This is a genomic window from Bacteroidota bacterium, from assembly GCA_041658205.1.
Lineage (GTDB): Bacteria > Bacteroidota > Ignavibacteria > UBA10030 > UBA8401 > UBA8401.
This window is the reverse complement of record JBBAAO010000001.1, coordinates 2361872-2379178: the sequence shown is the minus strand read 5'-3', so window position 1 is coordinate 2379178 and position 17307 is coordinate 2361872. Positions and strand designations below refer to the sequence as shown.

Sequence of the window (17307 nt, the reverse complement as noted above, 5' to 3'; positions counted from 1 at the left end):
ATTATTTTGTATTTTATATTCGAAATTTATGGCATTTCTATTTTTGGTATGATGAAAGAATTTTTTGAAAAAAAGAAAGAAACAGTAGCTGCAGTTATTCTGTGGCTGATTGTCTTTTCTCAATATTATACAACACTCTCTCCATCAGTTGGATTTATTGACAGCGGAGAGCTTGCGACGGTTGCAATTACTCTTGGAATTGCACATCCCACCGGATATCCGTTGTTCACAATGCTGGGAAGATTATTCTCTATTCTCCCTATTGCTGGCGAAGAGATTGTTCGGTTGAATCTCTTATCGGCAGTATTAACTTCGCTGGCGTTAGTCGTATTCTATTATGTAATCACAGAATTGCTTGATAGGGGAAAAAAGGAGGACCGAACCAGTATTCTCATTTCATCATTCACAGCATCCCTTTTCTTAGGATTTTCCAAAACCTTTTGGTTTCAAGGCGTGGCTGTTGAAGTGTATTCTCTGCATTTGTTGATGATCTGCTTAATCCTTTTGTTGTTTGTGAATGCTGTGAGGACCAATGAAGCGCGTTGGTGGCTATTGTTTTCGTTCTCTGTTGGTGCATCATTTACAAATCACCTCACAACAATATTACTGGCTCCGGCATTGTTGTATTGGTTTTTTGCTGAGCAGGGAGTGAATAAGAATGCGTTCAAGAATATTGCGAAGTTATCAATTCCGTTTATGGCAGGGTTGTCCATATATTTATATCTGCCAATACGTTCCGCCCAGCAGCCGTTGCTGAACTGGGGTGATCCGCAAACGTTCGAAAAATTTTGGTGGCACTTCACGGGAAAACAATTTCGTGTCTTCATGTTTTCTTCTACCGATGCAGCAAAGAAACAATTGAACTATTTTTTTGAAAATTTACCGAATGAGTTCTTCTTTGTTGTTTTAGCGTTTGCTGTCGTTGGATGTTTTATACTCCTATTTACCGATAAGAAAAAATTTGTGTTTACCGGTCTGTTGTTTGTGTCATGCATTGCATACTCAATCAATTATGATATTCATGATATTGATTCATATTTTCTGCTCGCGTTTATTGCTATTGCAATCTTTTCGGCATTTGGCATTCAAAAAATTTATCTACGCTTTGAAAAACCCATCACAAAGTCGATGGTGATGATTCTATTGATCATTATTGTTTCTGTCCAATGTATCGAAAGTAGAAAAAAAGTAAACCAGAGCGAAAATTATCTTGTCGAGGATTACACGAAAAATATCCTGTTAAACCTTCCCCAAAATTCGATTGTCCTTTCATATCAATGGGATTATTTTGTAGCATCGTCTTATTATTATCAGTATGTAAAGAATATCCGAAAGGATGTTGTGGTGTTGGATAAAGAACTCTTCCGAAGGTCATGGTATATTCCTCAGTTAGAGAATCATTATCCTGAATTGATGCGAAAGTCAAAGATTGAAGCGCAGTTGTTTCAACAGGAGTTATTTAAATTTGAGCATGAACTTCCGTACGATTTTGCAGCGATTGAAGGACGTTATACTGCTCTACTGAAAAGTTTTATGGATAAGAATGAATCTTTGGTATTCTATATCACTCCGGAAATAGAACCTCAATATACACTGGGCTATTATAGAGTACCCGAGGGTTTTTTATTTAGAATTCGCAAAGATACAGTCTATTCCTCAACTCCTTCTCAGCAGATCATTTATAGAGGATTTGATGGGAAAGATATTTACTCAAAACAGATCACAACATTGGCATTGAATGCCTTGTTGCGCAGGGAATTATACGAACGATATTATGGAATGGATAGTGTTGCCGAATTTTACCGTCAAAAAGCCTCAGAAATAAAGTCCAAACGAACACCTTAAGTTATTAATTTTTAACGCATATTCTGTTGACTTTCTAGCAAAAAAGTATATATTTGTTAACTCCGCCACAATACCTTTTCAGGAAACCGTATTTTTATGCGTTTTCCTTAAAGAGCCTTGGGTCTTTAAGATATTATTGCTGGCATAGCTCAGTTGGTAGAGCAGCTGATTTGTAATCAGCAGGTCATCAGTTCAAGTCTGATTGCCAGCTCAAGAAAATTGGTAAGGGTAGGTAGCGAAGTGGTTAAACGCAACAGACTGTAAATCTGTCGCCCTCGGGCTTCGGAGGTTCGAATCCTTCCCTACCCACAGAACGCAAAGATTGCTTGCGTAGCTCAGTTGGTAGAGCACGTCCTTGGTAAGGACGAGGTCACCGGTTCAATCCCGGTCGCAAGCTCTGCTGAAAGTGGAGTAACCTGCGAACTAAAGAATTTCCAAATCGTCAAAGAGGAGATTTGGTTAATGAAAAAATTGCGGAAGTAACTCAGTTGGTAGAGTCACAGCCTTCCAAGCTGTTGGTCGCGGGTTCGAGTCCCGTCTTCCGCTCTCAATAAGATGTCACAGTGTTGTTTTAAGAATAAGGAATGAAGTATGAGAGATATCATTACCCTCGAATGCACCGTTTGCAAGGAGCGAAACTATTCAACCACGAAGAATAAAAAGAAACAAACAAATCGTGTTGAATATAAAAAATATTGCCCCCGCTGCAACAAACACACAATTCACAAAGAAACCAAGTAAATTTCGTACGGGTGTAGCTCAATTGGTAGAGTAGCGGTCTCCAAAACCGTTGGTTGGGGGTTCGAGTCCCTCCACCCGTGCAGAAGTGTCAAGGTTATTATGAAAGAAAAAATCATCAACTTCTTTACTGACGTCTACAAAGAGATGAGTAAAGTAACGTGGCCAACACAAAAAGAACTTCAGGAGTCAACCTTGGTTGTTCTTGGGGTGTGCGGCGTTATTGCTGCCTTCGTCTATGTTGTGGACACACTTGTCAGTCAAGCTATCAAGGGAATCTTTTAAGTGGTGGACTCAGCCGTTTTACATAGATGGTATGTTGTTCGTACCTACTCGGGACACGAGAATAAGGTGAAACTTGCGATGGAGAGTGAGGCGAAAGAGCAAGGATTGCAAGAAAAAATTACTCGTATTCTTATCCCCGCGGAAAAGATTTTTGAAGTGAAGGATGGAAAGAAGAAGAGTAAGACAAAAAATTTCTTCCCCGGTTATATACTGGTAGAGGCAATACTTGATGAGAAGACAAAACATCTCATTTTGAATACGCCGTCGGTTCTGAGTTTCGTTGGGACAAAAGATCGCCCGGTTCCGCTTCAACCGGACGAAGTAAAACGTCTCATCGGGAAGATTGAAGAGAAGAGAGAGGATGGCACGGAGATTGAGCGCATGGAAATTCCGTTCCATATCGGCGAACCGGTAAAGATTATCAGCGGTCAGTTCCACAATTTCACGGGATTTGTGCAAGAGATTAATGCGGAAAAATTACGGCTGAAAGTGATGGTGAGTATCTTCGGCCGCAAAACGCCGATCGAACTCGATTTCAGTCAAGTTGAAGTTGAAAAATAATTTATCAATTTAATTCAGTAGAGAAAGATTATGGCAAAGAAAGTTGTTGGTTTTATTAAGTTGCAAATTCCTGCCGGTGCGGCAAATCCTGCTCCTCCGGTTGGTCCTGCGCTTGGTCAAAAGGGCGTAAACATCATGGAATTCTGTAAACAGTTCAATGCCCGCACTCAAACGCAGGCTGGACTGATTATTCCTGTGATCATTACGGTATTTTCTGACAAATCGTTCACCTTCATCACTAAAACACCGCCGGCAGCAGTGTTGCTGGTGAAAGCGGCAAAAGTGCAGAAGGGTTCCGGGGAACCGAACCGTACGAAAGTCGGTAAAGTGACGCGCGCGCAAGTGAAAGAGATTGCCACAATGAAAATGCCCGATCTCAACACTTCTGATATCGAATCTGCGATGAGCATGATCGAAGGAACAGCAAAAAGTTTAGGAATCACAGTCGAAGGTTAATCATTCTAATCATCGTGGGAGTTATGCTTAGTGCATAACGCTTGGACCACAAAGGAGAACTCATGGCTCACGGTAAAAAGTACAACAATGCAGTAAAAAAATATGATGCAAAAAAATTCTATTCAGTTGATGAAGCAGTTGGTATCGTAAAAGACACCGCATCGGCAAAGTTTACAGAGGCAGTTGATATTGCAGTTCGTCTTGGTGTTGATCCCAAAAAAGCAGATCAAGCAGTTCGCGGCACAGTTGCATTACCCCACGGAATTGGTAAATCGGTTCGTGTATTGGTGATGGCAAAAGCACCAAAAGATGCTGAAGCAAAAGCGGCGGGTGCTGATTATGCAGGACTCGAAGAGTATGTCGAAAAAATTAAAGGCGGTTGGGCAGATATTGATGTGATTATTGCCACGCCGGACGTGATGGTGGAAGTTGGTAAGCTTGGAAAAATTCTTGGACCGCGCGGATTGATGCCGAACCCGAAGAGCGGCACAGTGACGCTTGATGTTGCAACAGCAGTGAAAGAAGTAAAAGCGGGAAAGATTGAATTTCGTGTTGACAAAGCCGGCGTTCTCCATGCAACAATCGGTAAAGTAAATTTTGATAAAGATAAACTTGCTGAAAACATTAAAGCATTTCTTGTGACGGTTGGAAAACTGAAACCGTCAACATCGAAAGGACAATACGTTAAAAGTATTTTCATTTCGTCAACAATGGGACCAAGCGTTCAAATCGATCGTACCGTTGTTCAGTCATAATATAAACGAATTTACGCACTCATAATCTCATAAACCTGATATGATGCCTCGTGAAAAAATCGGGGGCTTCTCATTGTATCAACAAGAAGAAATATCTCACAATGAATAAATCAGAAAAAGAACAAATTGTAGCCGAAATTCAGGCGATGGTTGCCAAGGCTCAGGGAATGTTCTTTACTGATTTTGCGGGAATCAATGTGGAGGAGATAACAAAACTCCGCAGTGAATTCCGAAAATCCGGTATTGAATATAGAGTCGTCAAAAATACACTCGCGAAAAAAGCATTGCAAAATGTTACCGGGTACGATAAAGTGTACGATAAGCTTGTCGGACCAACCGGTATCGCATTTGCGTATAATGACGCAGCAGCACCGGCTAAGATCATTCAAAAATTCAAAGAGAAGAACGAGAAATTTGCCGTAAAAATCTGTGTCGTGGAAAAGCAAGTGTATGATGGTTCCAAATTAAAGGAACTCGCAGCATTGCCGTCACGTCCGGAAGTTATTGCAAGCATTCTCGGTTCGCTCAACTCACCGATCACCGGCATTGTTGGTACGCTGAATGCTGTGATCAGAGACGTTGTCGGCGTTCTCGATGCTATTGAAAAGAAAAAAGCCGCGTGATGTACTATCCCGCACTGAAAAGTTTATAACATAATTTAGAAATAAGGAGAAACAACAATGTCAGTCGTAGCAGAATTAGTAGAAAAAATCGAAAAACTTACCCTTCTTGAAGCTGTTGAGCTCAAGAAAGCCCTCGAAGAAAAATTCGGCGTATCAGCAGCAGCACCGATGATGATGGCAGCAGCTCCGGCAGCTGGCGCAGCACCGGCAGCTGAAGCACAGACCGAATTCAGCGTTGAGTTGACTGAAGGCGGAGCACAAAAGATCAACGTTATTAAGGTTGTTCGTGAAGCAACGGGCCTTGGCTTGAAAGAAGCAAAAGATCTCGTTGACGGTGCGCCGAAAGTCGTCAAAGAAGGTCTCAATAAATCAGACGCAGAAGCGTTGAAAAAGAAACTTGAAGAAGCAGGCGCAAAAGTTGCGTTGAAGTAATTCTTCATACATTTTTTCAATACTCTGTAATGTACCTTATTGCACATCCTATAGAATACTGAAATATACCAAGCCGATCGTCCCGTTTGTCAAAAAACGGAACATCGGCTTGTGTATTCTTTTGTCTGTTCAGTTGAACCGAACGTTTTTTGAGGATAAAAAAAAGTTTTCAAACGGATCATCGCTTTGCGTTGATCAGTATTTCACCTAACCAACATCGTCATCAGGTTCATGACCTGAAGGAGTGATTGAGTTGAAGAGCCAATCCAGATTGCATATCGACCCGAAAACGGGCCGCCATAGTTTTGGAACAATCAATGAAGTGGTCGAATATCCTGATTTGCTGAATGTGCAGATCGAGTCGTTCGAACATTTTCTACAGGAAAAAATTGCACCGACCAAGCGTAAGAACAGAGGTCTGCAGCAAGTGTTTCTCCAAAACTTTCCCATTACAGACACGCGAGAAAATTTCCTTCTCGAGTTCGTCGAATATTACGTTGAAAAGGCAAAGTATACAGTGCGCGAATGCCAAGAACGGGGACTGACATACGCCGTTCCGTTAAAAGCAAAATTACGCTTGTCGCAAAAAGCGGAAAATGGCGAAGGGTATTCGGATACCATTGAAGATGTTGTGTATCTTGGCAACCTTCCGTATATGACAGAACGAGGAACGTTCATCATCAACGGCGCGGAGCGTGTTATCGTCAGCCAGCTGCATCGTTCACCAGGCGTGTTCTTCAGCGAATCAACACATCCGAACGGAACACCGATTTATTCCGCGCGTATCATTCCGTTCCGCGGATCGTGGGTTGAATTTGCCACCGACATCAATAATGTGATGTACGCATATATTGATCGCAAAAAGAAATTCCCCGTTACAACATTGCTTCGCGCTCTTGGTTATTCTTCTGATGATGAAATCATGGAGCTCTTCAATCTTGTTGAAGAAGTAAAAGTGGCTGATATCGATTTGAAGGATTACATCGGACGTATCATCTGCGGCGATGTTGTCGATAGAAAAACAGGCGAAATCATCATCAACAAAGATACGCTTGTTACAGAAGAAACCGTTAAGAAAATAAAAAAATCAGAAATTAAAAAGATCCGTTTCCTGAAATCCGAAGAACCGGGCAACCGTTCGGTTATCGCCAACACCATCATGAAAGATGCTGTGCACAGCGAAGAGGATGCACTTGAAACCATCTACCGTCAATTGCGTTCCGGCGATGCTCCGGATTTGGAGACAGCAAAGAGCTTAATTGACAAATTGTTCTTCAATCCAAAACGATATGATCTTGGAGATGTTGGCCGTCATCGTATCAATGCAAAATTGAAATTGGATATCAGCGAAACGGTAACGACGCTGACAAAGGAAGATATTATTGCTATCATCCGGTACTTGCTCGATCTGAAACAAGGGAAAACCTCTGTTGATGATATCGATCATTTGGGAAATCGCCGTATTCGTACCGTTGGTGAACAGATTTCCGCGCAATTCAACATCGGTCTTGCACGGATGACACGCACAATTCGTGAGCGTTTGAATGTTCGCGATCAAGAAAAAATTGCTCCTGGTGATTTGGTTAATGCCCGTACTATTACAAGCGTTATCAATACATTCTTTGGAACAAACCAACTCTCGCAATATATGGATCAAACGAATCCACTGGCTGAGTTGACCAACAAGCGCCGTATGTCGGCTCTTGGACCGGGTGGTCTGACCCGTGAGCGCGCTGGATTTGAAGTTCGTGACGTTCACTATACACACTATGGCCGTCTTTGTCCGATTGAAACACCGGAAGGTCCGAATATCGGTCTTATTTCCTCGCTTTCCATGCACGCAAAAGTAAATGAGTATGGATTTTTGGAAACACCGTACCGCGTTGTGAAAAAGGGAAGAGTGACAGATGAAATTGAATTCTTAAATGCTGAAAAAGAAGACGAATTTACCATTGCGCAGGCGAATGCGCCGATCGATGATAAAGGGAAATTTTTAACAGAAAAAGTTCAAGGAAGAAAAGCTGGTGATTTCGTTGTTCAATCACCGGATGAAATGCAGTATATGGACGTTGCACCGACGCAGATCGTCAGTGCTGCCGCAGCGCTCATTCCGTTTCTTGAACATGACGATGCGAACCGCGCATTGATGGGATCGAACATGCAACGCCAGGCAGTTCCGTTGCTTCGTCCTCAGGCACCGATCGTTGGAACAGGTCTTGAACAGAAAATTGCTCGTGATTCGCGCACATGTGTCATTGCCGAACGTAATGGTGTTGTAGAAAACGTCTCAGGCGAAAAAATCACTGTGCTCTATGATATCGATGAAGACAACGTAGAACAGTTGATAAGTTTTGAAGATAAACGCCGCGTAGAATATCGCTTGGTGAAATTCTTCCGTACGAACCAGGATACAGGTTTGAATCAAAAGCCGATCGTGGTTCCCGGACAGCGTTTCAAAAAGGGAGATGTGCTTGCCGATGGTTGCGCAACAGATCAAGGTGAACTTGCTCTTGGACGCAACCTGCTCGTAGCATTCATGCCCTGGCGCGGTTACAACTTTGAAGATGCTATCATTATGAATGAACGCATTGTCGCAGAAGATGTGTTTACGTCTGTTCACATTGAAGAATTTGAACTTCAAGTGCGCGATACAAAGCGCGGTGAAGAAGAACTCACGCGTGAAATTCCAAATGTCAGCGAAGAAGCAACAAAAGATCTCGATGAGAATGGAATTATCCGCATCGGTGCAGAAGTGAAAGAAGGGGATATCTTGATCGGTAAAATCACTCCTAAAGGTGAGACCGATCCGACACCGGAAGAGAAATTGTTGAAAGCAATCTTTGGCGACAAAGCCGGCGATGTGAAAGATGCATCGTTGAAAGCTCCGCCAGGCATGAAAGGCATTGTCATCTCGACAAAACTCTTCAGCCGAAAGAAAAAAGATGCTGACACCAAGAAGGAAGATAAAAAGCGTCTTGATCTTCTTGAGAAGATGCATAAACAGAATCTGGATCTGCATTACGAAAAACTCGGACGCAAGCTCGGATTACTTCTTGATGGTGAAAAATCTGCCGGTGTAAGAAATCTTGACGGCGATATGATATTCCGCAGTGGCACACAGTTCAAGATGGAAACGTTTGTCGGTTATGATAAGCTCGACAAATTGGATCCAAAAGTGGAATGGGTCGAGGAAAAACGTAAAAATAATTTGATTGAAAAAATCTTCCAGCATTATTTTGATACGCTGAACCATATAGAGGAAGCGTTCAAGCACGAAAAGAACAAGATTACCATTGGTGATGAATTACCTCCGGGAATTGTACAGCTTGCAAAAGTGTACGTTGCGAAAAAACGCAAACTTTCCGTTGGTGATAAAATGGCAGGTCGTCATGGAAACAAAGGTGTTGTTGCTGCCATTGTTCCTTCGGAAGACATGCCGTTTACGCCTGATGGCCATTCGGTTGATATCGTTCTTAATCCACTTGGCGTTCCATCCCGTATGAATATCGGTCAGTTGTTTGAGACAGCACTCGGATGGGCAGGAAAAGCTCTCGGAATTAAATATGCCACTCCAATTTTCGATGGTGCAAGCTGGGAAGATGTACAGGAAGAATTGAAAAAAGCAGAACTGAATGTTGATTCACGCAGTACGCTGTTGGATGGACGTACCGGTGAAACATTTGACCAACAAGTGACTGTCGGACAGATTTATATGTTAAAACTGTCTCACTTGGTAGACGATAAGATCCATGCACGGTCAATTGGACCGTACTCATTGATCACGCAGCAGCCGCTTGGTGGTAAGGCACAATTTGGCGGTCAGCGTTTCGGAGAAATGGAAGTGTGGGCGCTTCAAGCATATGGAGCCGCACACGTCTTACAGGAAATCTTGACGGTAAAATCCGATGACGTTATGGGACGTGCAAAAGTATACGAAGCAATTGTGAAGGGCGACAACCAGCCGGAAGCAAATATTCCGGAATCGTTCAATGTGCTCGTGCGCGAATTGCAGGGTCTCGGCCTTGAAGTTAAAATTGATTAAAGAATGAATTGATGAACGGAATATTCCGTTCATCAACTATTAAATGGAGAGTAGAATCTATGTTCCGCTCAAGTGAAAGTAAAGCAACCAAATTATTTTCCCGCATCAGCATCAGTCTTGCATCTTCCGATGCGATCCTGACACGCTCATATGGTGAAGTGACAAAGCCCGAAACAATCAACTATCGCTCGTTCCGGCCGGAACGCGACGGGTTGTTCTGCGAACGTATCTTTGGCCCGACACGTGATTGGGAATGTTATTGCGGTAAATACAAACGCATTCGGTATAAAGGTATTATCTGTGATCGTTGCGGCGTGGAAGTGACACAGAAAAGTGTCCGCCGAGAACGTATGGGACACATTGCCCTTGCAGTGCCGATTGTTCATATCTGGTATTTCCGTTCGCTCCCGAGCAAAATCAGTTATATACTCGGTATCAGCAATAAAGATCTTGAAAAGATCGTGTATTACGAATCGTATGTTGTCACCAATCCCGGAACAACCGGATTGCAGCAGAAAGATCTGATCACGGAAGATCAGTTCTTCGAGATTCTCTCTTCCCTTCCGGAAAAAAATCAGGAATTGGAAGATGATGATCCAAAAAAGTTTGTTGCAAAAATCGGTGGCGAAGCAATTAAAGATTTGTTAAAAAAAGTTGATGTCGAAATTCTGTCCGCAGAACTTCGTGCTCAGCTTCGCGTGGAAACATCGCAGCAGAAAAAACAAGATCATCTCAAACGTCTCCGCGTCATCGAAGCATTCCGTGAACGCGAAGGCGGTCCGGCTAACAAACCGGATTGGATGGTGCTCGATGTTATTCCGATTATTCCTCCCGAACTTCGTCCTCTTGTGCCGTTGGAAGGTGGACGGTTCGCAACATCAGATTTGAACGATCTCTATCGCCGTGTTATTATCCGTAACAATCGTTTGAAACGTCTTATCGACATTAAAGCACCTGAAGTTATTCTGCGCAATGAAAAACGTATGTTGCAGGAAGCAGTCGATTCATTGTTCGACAATTCGCGCCGCAACAATGCTGTCCGGAGCGACAACAATCGTGCATTGAAATCACTTTCCGATATGTTGAAAGGAAAGCAAGGTCGTTTCCGTCAGAACTTGCTCGGTAAACGTGTTGACTATTCCGGTCGTTCGGTTATCGTTGTTGGTCCGGAACTGCAGTTGCATCAAGCAGGTCTTCCGAAAGACATGGCAGTTGAATTGTTCAAGCCGTTTATCATCCGCAAGTTGATCGAACGGGGATTCTCCAAAACCGTGAAGAGCGCAAAGAAAATGGTAGAGAAGAAGGGTCCGGAAATCTGGGAAATTCTCGAAAATATTATTGACGGTCACCCCATTTTGCTGAACCGTGCTCCTACACTTCATAGACTTGGTATCCAGGCTTTCCAACCGGTTCTTGTTGAAGGAAAAGCTCTCCGTATCCATCCTATGGTCTGCACGGCATTCAATGCTGACTTCGATGGCGATCAAATGGCTGTTCATATTCCGTTGTCATTCGATGCGCAGCTTGAAGCACGTATTTTAATGTTGTCATCGCATAATATTCTTTCCCCGGCAAGTGGTGCACCTGTGATTACCCCAACGCAGGATCAGGTACTCGGTTGTTACTATTTAACAAAATCAAAAACCGGTGCCAAAGGCGAAGGTACATTATTCTATTCTGATCAAGAAGTAATCATCGCGTATAACGAAAACAAGCTTGACCTTCATGCCCGTATTAAAGTTCGGTATGCAGATAAAATGATCGAAACGACAACTGGTCGTGTTATCTTCAATCAGATCGTTCCCGAAGAACTTGGTTTCATCAACGAATTGTTAAGTAAGAAACGTCTTGTTCAAATTATTGCACAAGCATTCCGCAAGAGTGGAAATCAGCGCACTGCGAAATTCCTTGATGCAATGAAGACGCTTGGATTTACGTATGCAATGCGTGGTGGACTCTCTGTGAACATCGCCGACGTAGCAATTCCAAAAGAAAAAGAAGAGTTGATTAATAAAGCGCAGAAGGAAGTTGATTCCGTTGAGAAACAATATCAAAATGGTTTCATCACCAACGGCGAACGATATAATAAAGTTATTGACGTGTGGACCCGCACAACCAGCCGCGTGGCGGAACGGTTGTTCGATTCACTGCAAAATTCCAAAGAAGGTTTCAACTCTATCTATATGATGATTGATTCCGGCGCACGTGGTTCGAAAGAACAGGTGCGTCAGTTGGCCGGTATGCGTGGTTTGATGGCGAAGCCGCAAAAATCATTATCCGGTGCGACCGGTGAGTTAATCGAAAATCCGATCATCGCAAACTTCCGCGAAGGCCTTTCGATTCTTGAGTATTTTATTTCCACACACGGTGCTCGTAAAGGTTTGGCAGATACTGCGTTAAAGACGGCTGATGCTGGATATCTGACACGCCGACTTGTTGACGTTGCTCAAGATGCGATTATCACCGACGTTGATTGCGGAACATTCCGCGGTGTTCTCACCGGTGCGCTCAAAGAGGGTGAAGACGTAAAAGAACCCTTGTCCGAACGTATTGTGGGACGCGTATCCGTACATGATGTTCGCGATCCGATGACAAGCAAAATTCTTGTGAAGTCCGGCGAAATTATTGACGAAGAAGTAGCTCAGACAATTTCTGAAACGGCAATCGAACTGGTCGAAATTCGTTCGGTATTAACCTGCGAATCAAAACGCGGAGTTTGTGCAAAATGTTACGGCCGCAATTTGACAACTGCAAACATTGTTGAAGTTGGTGAAACAGTTGGTGTTATTGCAGCTCAATCAATCGGTGAACCAGGTACACAGTTAACACTTCGTACATTCCATACCGGCGGTACAGCAAGTTTAATTGCAAACCAATCTCATATTACCTCCAAGTTCGACGGTTATGTGAAATTTGACAGTGTGAAATCGATCAAAATCAGCACCGAAGAAGGAGATAAAATTCTCTCGCTAGGACGCAGCGGCGCTATTCAAGTATTGAATAGTGATAATGCTGTATTGACAAAGTATGATGTTCCGTACGGTGCTATTCTGCAATTAGGCGATGGTGCCCAAGTGAAAAAAGGTCAATTGTTGTATGAATGGGATCCATACAACGCTACGATCATTTCTGAGTACGCTGGTCAAGTGAAGTATATGGATTTGAAGGAAAACATTACGTATCGCGATGAACCGGATGAACAGACGGGACACATTCAAAAAGTTGTTATCGATTCGCGCGATAAAAATTTAAGTCCGTCCATTATGGTTGCGGATAAAAACGGAAAGAAGATCGCCAGTTACATTATTCCGACACGCGCACACATTCTTGTTGACAACGAAGATGCTATTCCGGCAGGAACTGTGCTTGTAAAGATTCCGCGCGATATCGGTAAGACACGCGATATCACCGGCGGTCTGCCGCGTGTAACAGAATTATTCGAAGCACGCTCACCGGGTGATCCTGCCGTTGTCAGTGAAATTGACGGAGTTGTTTCATTTGGTGTGCAGAAACGCGGTAACCGTGAAGTGATTGTTACCAGTCACGATGGCAAAGAGCGAAAAGTATATATGATCGCACTCGGTAAACATGTTCTTGTTCAGGAAAATGATTTCATTCGCAGCGGTGAACGTCTTTGCGACGGTGCAATCGATCCGCATGATATTCTTCGCATCAAAGGTACCAGCGCGGTGCAGGAATATTTAGTGAATGAAATTCAGGAAGTGTACCGTATGCAAGGTGTGAAAATCAATGATAAGCATATCGAAATCATTGTTCGTCAGATGATGCAAAAAGTACGCGTCACAGATCCGGGCGATACGAAATTCCTGGAAGGTGATTATATTGACAAGGTGAAGTTCGAAGAAGAGAATCGCAGTCTTGAAGGAATGGTATTTGTGGAAAACAAGGGTGATTCAAAAATAAAGAACAACACACTCAGTGAAAAGAAAAAAGTAAAAGAGATGAACATTGAGTTGAAGAAAAAAGAGAAGAAGATCATTGAAGCGCGTGATGCTGAACCTGCGCTCTCCGAACCAATTCTTCTCGGAATTACGACAGCGTCATTGTCAACAGACAGTTTCATCTCTGCAGCGTCGTTCCAGGAGACAACAAAAGTTCTTACCGATGCAGCGATCGAAGGTAAAATTGATCACCTGCTTGGCTTGAAAGAAAATGTTATCATGGGTCATCTCATTCCCGCAGGAACCGGATTAAAGAAATTCCGCGAAGTGCTGGTGACGTCAAAAACTCCTTCAAGAGTTATTGAAAAAGCGCCGGTCGTTGAAGAACCAACAGACGAGATGAAAGAAGAAGAAGTAGTTTTGGTAAAAAAAGCACGAAAAAAGTCAAAAATCATAGTCTAAGGATATTGGGGGAAGAATGAAATAATTCTTCTCCTAATGATTGACAAAAAAGAATTTTTTCGCTATATTGTAAAACTTAAAAAGACATTAAAAACATCAATTTTTTGGAGTACGTAGTTGCCTACGATTAATCAATTAGTTAGACTCGGTCGTGAAAATCTGGCTGTGAAGAGCAAGTCTCCGGCGCTTGAAGGCAATCCGCAAAAGCGCGGCGTATGCACGAGAGTGTATACTACAACGCCGAAGAAACCGAATTCAGCACTTCGTAAAGTTGCTCGCGTGCGTTTAACAAACCACATCGAAGTAACCGCTTACATTCCCGGTGAAGGTCATAATTTACAAGAGCACTCTATTGTAATGATCCGCGGCGGTCGTGTAAAAGATTTGCCCGGTGTGCGTTACCATATAATTCGTGGAACGCTCGATACACAAGGTGTTCAAGATCGTAAACAGGCCCGTTCAAAATACGGTGCCAAAAGACCAAAATAATCATAGTTTGACCTTTACCAATGAGAAAAAAGCACGCTTCGAAACGTATCGCCATCGCTGACCCCAAATTTGGGGATCTATTAGTCAACCGGTTCATCAATAATATCATGAAAGATGGTAAAAAGCATCGTGCTCAGACCATTCTGTATGATGCAATTGAAATTATCGGTGATCGAACGAAATCGACCAATCCTATAGAAGTTTTCAAAAAAGCAGTACATAACGTCTCTCCTGTAATTGAAATTCGTGCCAGAAGAGTCGGCGGAGCAACCTATCAGGTTCCTACAGAAGTTCGTCCCGAACGGCGAACCGCTCTCGCAATTCGTTGGTTAATCAACTATTCGCAAGAACGTTCGGATAAGTCTATGTCGTTAAAGTTAGCTGCTGAATTTATCGCGGCTGCAAACGGCGAGGGCAATGCGGTGAAGAAAAAAGAAGATACACACCGCATGGCTGAAGCAAACAAAGCGTTTGCTCACTTTAAGTGGTAATTTGTTTCTCAAAAACATTTTAATCGTTTAAGAAATTTCACTCGACAGCACTATTTTGTCTGCTTTAGAGTTCTAGGAAAAGTATGCCTCGTAAATATTCATTAGAACGTACTCGTAATATTGGAATTATGGCGCACATCGACGCTGGGAAAACCACGACGACTGAGCGAATTCTCTTCTATACCGGTGTGTTGCATCGTGTTGGAGAAGTGCATGATGGTGCTGCGACAATGGATTGGATGGAGCAGGAAAAGGAACGCGGTATAACGATCACTTCTGCCGCAACAACTTGTTTCTGGAGAGATCATCGCATCAATATTATCGATACTCCTGGTCACGTAGATTTTACGATTGAAGTTGAACGCTCGCTTCGTGTATTAGATGGTGCGGTTGCATTGTTTTGTTCTGTTGGTGGTGTAGAACCCCAATCAGAAACGGTGTGGCGCCAAGCTGATAAGTATGGTGTTCCGCGTATTGCGTTTGTGAATAAAATGGATCGCATCGGTGCTGATTTCCTTGGTGCTGTGCAAATGATGAGAGAACGTCTTGGAGCAAATGCAATTCCGATCCAACTTCCTGTTGGACAAGGGGATTTGTTTAAAGGAATTATCGATCTCGTGAGCATGAAAGCCCATATATTTCATGATCATTCCAACGGTATGACATGGGATGAAATTGAAATTCCTCACGATCTTCAAGCGCAAGCTGCAGAATATCGTACAAAAATGTTAGAAGCAGTTTCCGATGAAGATGATTCATTGTTGGAAAAATATCTTGAGGGGAAAGAGATTTCTGAGAAAGAGCTAACGGATGTATTGCGTCGTGCTTGTTTGAAAGTAACAATTGTTCCGGTGTTATGCGGTTCTTCCTTTAAGAATAAGGGCGTTCAGATGCTTCTCGATTCAGTCGTGAACTTCTTGCCGTCTCCTCTTGATATACAAGGTGGAGTGATTACTGGTCATCATCCAAACATGAAAGATACAGTTAGTCGCACAATTGCTGACAACGAAAAGTTTACAGCGCTTGCGTTTAAGATTATGACTGATCCCTATGTCGGACGATTGACGTTTTTCCGTATTTATAGTGGAACAGTAAAAGCTGGTTCATATCTGTATAATTCTGTTAGTGATAAGAAAGAGCGTATCGGTCGTGTATTGCGCATGCATGCAAACCATCGTGAGGATGTTGACGAAGGATATGCGGGCGATATTCTTGCTGCAATTGGTTTTAAAAATACTCGAACGGGAGACACATTATGCGGCGAGGATGAATCAATCATCCTTGAAAAGATGATATTTCCTGAACCGGTTATTCATCAAGCAATTGAGCCGAAAACAAAAGCTGATCAAGAGAAGATGGGCGAAGCTCTTTCGAAACTTGCCGAAGAAGATCCGACATTCCGTATTACAACAAACATCGAAACTGGCCAAACAATTATCGGCGGTATGGGTGAGTTACATCTTGAAATTCTCGTCGATCGTATGAAACGGGAATTCAAAGTTGAAGCGAATGTTGGAAAGCCGCAAGTTGCTTACAAAGAAACAATTCGCAAAAAAGTTACACAAGAAGGTAAATTCGTCCGTCAATCAGGCGGTAAGGGTCAATTCGGTCACGTATGGATTGAAATTGAGCCGAATGAAAAAGGCAAAGGATACGAATTCGAAGACGCAATTGTTGGCGGTGTTATTCCGCGTGAATTTATTAAACCGGTATCTGCAGGTATTCAGGAAGCGTTAAAGAATGGTATTCTTGCAGGATATCCTGTCGAAGATATTAAAGTGAAACTGATCGACGGTTCATATCATGATGTCGACTCGTCGGAAATGGCGTTTAAAATTGCCGGTTCGATGGCCTTCCAAGAGGGTGCAAGAAAAGCAAACCCGGTGATTCTTGAACCGATCATGGGTGTTGAAGTAGTTTCTCCCGAAGATTATCTCGGTGATGTGATGGGTGATTTGAATTCACGCCGCGGTAAGATTGAAGGAATTACTCCTCGAAAAGATGCTCAAGTAATTAAAGCAATGGTTCCGTTGTCTGAAATGTTTGGATATGCAACAACATTGCGTTCCATGACTCAGGGGCGAGCGCTCTATACTATGCAGTTTGATCACTATGATGAAACACCGAAATCGGTTTCAGAAGCGATCATCGAAAAAGTAAAAGGCAAGAACGCTTAAGAATTAGAATATTAGTAAAAATCAATCACACATTAAAATAAGGAGAAAT

General features: G+C 42.8%; 13 protein-coding genes and 5 tRNA genes. All 18 read left to right on the top strand.

Annotated elements, in window-relative coordinates; all coding sequences use genetic code 11:
- The first annotated feature begins 51 nt into the window (after positions 1-51).
- Positions 52-1845, top strand: coding sequence for a DUF2723 domain-containing protein (locus WDA22_09810; protein ID MFA5833757.1), 1794 nt, complete (start codon positions 52-54; stop codon positions 1843-1845).
- Between the two features lie 138 nt (positions 1846-1983).
- Positions 1984-2056, top strand: a tRNA-Thr gene (locus WDA22_09805).
- Between the two features lie 15 nt (positions 2057-2071).
- Positions 2072-2154 (top strand) — tRNA-Tyr (locus WDA22_09800).
- 15 nt (positions 2155-2169) lie between these two features.
- Positions 2170-2242, top strand: a tRNA-Thr gene (locus WDA22_09795).
- Between the two features lie 76 nt (positions 2243-2318).
- A tRNA-Gly gene (locus tag WDA22_09790) sits at positions 2319-2391 on the top strand.
- A gap of 45 nt (positions 2392-2436) precedes the next feature.
- On the top strand, positions 2437-2586 hold the full coding sequence (gene rpmG / locus WDA22_09785) for a 50S ribosomal protein L33 (GenBank protein ID MFA5833756.1): 150 nt from the start codon (positions 2437-2439) through the stop codon (positions 2584-2586).
- A 7-nt stretch (positions 2587-2593) separates the two neighbouring features.
- Positions 2594-2666 (top strand) — tRNA-Trp (locus WDA22_09780).
- 19 nt (positions 2667-2685) lie between these two features.
- Positions 2686-2868, top strand: a complete 183-nt coding sequence (secE, locus tag WDA22_09775) for a preprotein translocase subunit SecE (GenBank protein MFA5833755.1) — start codon at positions 2686-2688, stop codon at positions 2866-2868.
- Between the two features lie 3 nt (positions 2869-2871).
- Positions 2872-3429: a transcription termination/antitermination protein NusG gene (gene nusG, locus WDA22_09770; protein ID MFA5833754.1), complete on the top strand. Its 558-nt coding sequence runs from the start codon at positions 2872-2874 to the stop codon at positions 3427-3429.
- Positions 3430-3459: 30 nt separating this feature from the next.
- Positions 3460-3885, top strand: coding sequence for a 50S ribosomal protein L11 (gene rplK, locus WDA22_09765; GenBank protein MFA5833753.1), 426 nt, complete (start codon positions 3460-3462; stop codon positions 3883-3885).
- A 62-nt stretch (positions 3886-3947) separates the two neighbouring features.
- Positions 3948-4640: a 50S ribosomal protein L1 gene (gene rplA, locus WDA22_09760; protein ID MFA5833752.1), complete on the top strand. Its 693-nt coding sequence runs from the start codon at positions 3948-3950 to the stop codon at positions 4638-4640.
- A 101-nt stretch (positions 4641-4741) separates the two neighbouring features.
- On the top strand, positions 4742-5263 hold the full coding sequence (gene rplJ, locus WDA22_09755; GenBank protein ID MFA5833751.1) for a 50S ribosomal protein L10: 522 nt from the start codon (positions 4742-4744) through the stop codon (positions 5261-5263).
- A gap of 57 nt (positions 5264-5320) precedes the next feature.
- Positions 5321-5695 (top strand): 50S ribosomal protein L7/L12, encoded by a 375-nt coding sequence (rplL, locus tag WDA22_09750; GenBank protein MFA5833750.1) that lies wholly within the window; start codon positions 5321-5323, stop codon positions 5693-5695.
- Positions 5696-5966: 271 nt separating this feature from the next.
- Positions 5967-9737 carry a DNA-directed RNA polymerase subunit beta gene (gene rpoB / locus WDA22_09745; GenBank protein MFA5833749.1) on the top strand — a complete coding sequence of 1257 codons (3771 nt, stop codon included), beginning with the start codon at positions 5967-5969 and terminating at the stop codon, positions 9735-9737.
- Between the two features lie 59 nt (positions 9738-9796).
- A complete protein-coding gene (rpoC, locus tag WDA22_09740) occupies positions 9797-14101 on the top strand; it encodes a DNA-directed RNA polymerase subunit beta' (protein MFA5833748.1) in 4305 nt (1434 codons plus the stop codon).
- 117 nt (positions 14102-14218) lie between these two features.
- Entirely contained in the window at positions 14219-14590 is a 372-nt protein-coding gene (gene rpsL, locus WDA22_09735; protein ID MFA5833747.1) for a 30S ribosomal protein S12, read from the top strand.
- Between the two features lie 20 nt (positions 14591-14610).
- Positions 14611-15081 carry a 30S ribosomal protein S7 gene (gene rpsG, locus WDA22_09730; GenBank protein ID MFA5833746.1) on the top strand — a complete coding sequence of 157 codons (471 nt, stop codon included), beginning with the start codon at positions 14611-14613 and terminating at the stop codon, positions 15079-15081.
- Positions 15082-15164: 83 nt separating this feature from the next.
- The gene (gene fusA, locus WDA22_09725) at positions 15165-17258 is read left to right on the top strand and encodes an elongation factor G (protein ID MFA5833745.1); all 2094 of its coding nucleotides are present in this window, start codon (positions 15165-15167) and stop codon (positions 17256-17258) included.
- Positions 17259-17307 lie beyond the last annotated feature (49 nt).

Bases quoted from the DNA above. Each gene is read 5' to 3' on its own strand.
- WDA22_09810 (MFA5833757.1), top strand. From the start codon at position 52: ATGAAAGAATTTTTTGAAAAAAAGAAAGAAACAGTAGCTGCAGTTATT.
- rpmG (MFA5833756.1), top strand. From the start codon at position 2,437: ATGAGAGATATCATTACCCTCGAATGCACCGTTTGCAAGGAGCGAAAC.
- secE (MFA5833755.1), top strand. From the start codon at position 2,686: ATGAAAGAAAAAATCATCAACTTCTTTACTGACGTCTACAAAGAGATG.
- rplK (MFA5833753.1), top strand. From the start codon at position 3,460: ATGGCAAAGAAAGTTGTTGGTTTTATTAAGTTGCAAATTCCTGCCGGT.
- rplA (MFA5833752.1), top strand. From the start codon at position 3,948: ATGGCTCACGGTAAAAAGTACAACAATGCAGTAAAAAAATATGATGCA.
- rplJ (MFA5833751.1), top strand. From the start codon at position 4,742: ATGAATAAATCAGAAAAAGAACAAATTGTAGCCGAAATTCAGGCGATG.
- rplL (MFA5833750.1), top strand. From the start codon at position 5,321: ATGTCAGTCGTAGCAGAATTAGTAGAAAAAATCGAAAAACTTACCCTT.
- rpoC (MFA5833748.1), top strand. From the start codon at position 9,797: ATGTTCCGCTCAAGTGAAAGTAAAGCAACCAAATTATTTTCCCGCATC.
- rpsG (MFA5833746.1), top strand. From the start codon at position 14,611: ATGAGAAAAAAGCACGCTTCGAAACGTATCGCCATCGCTGACCCCAAA.
- fusA (MFA5833745.1), top strand. From the start codon at position 15,165: ATGCCTCGTAAATATTCATTAGAACGTACTCGTAATATTGGAATTATG.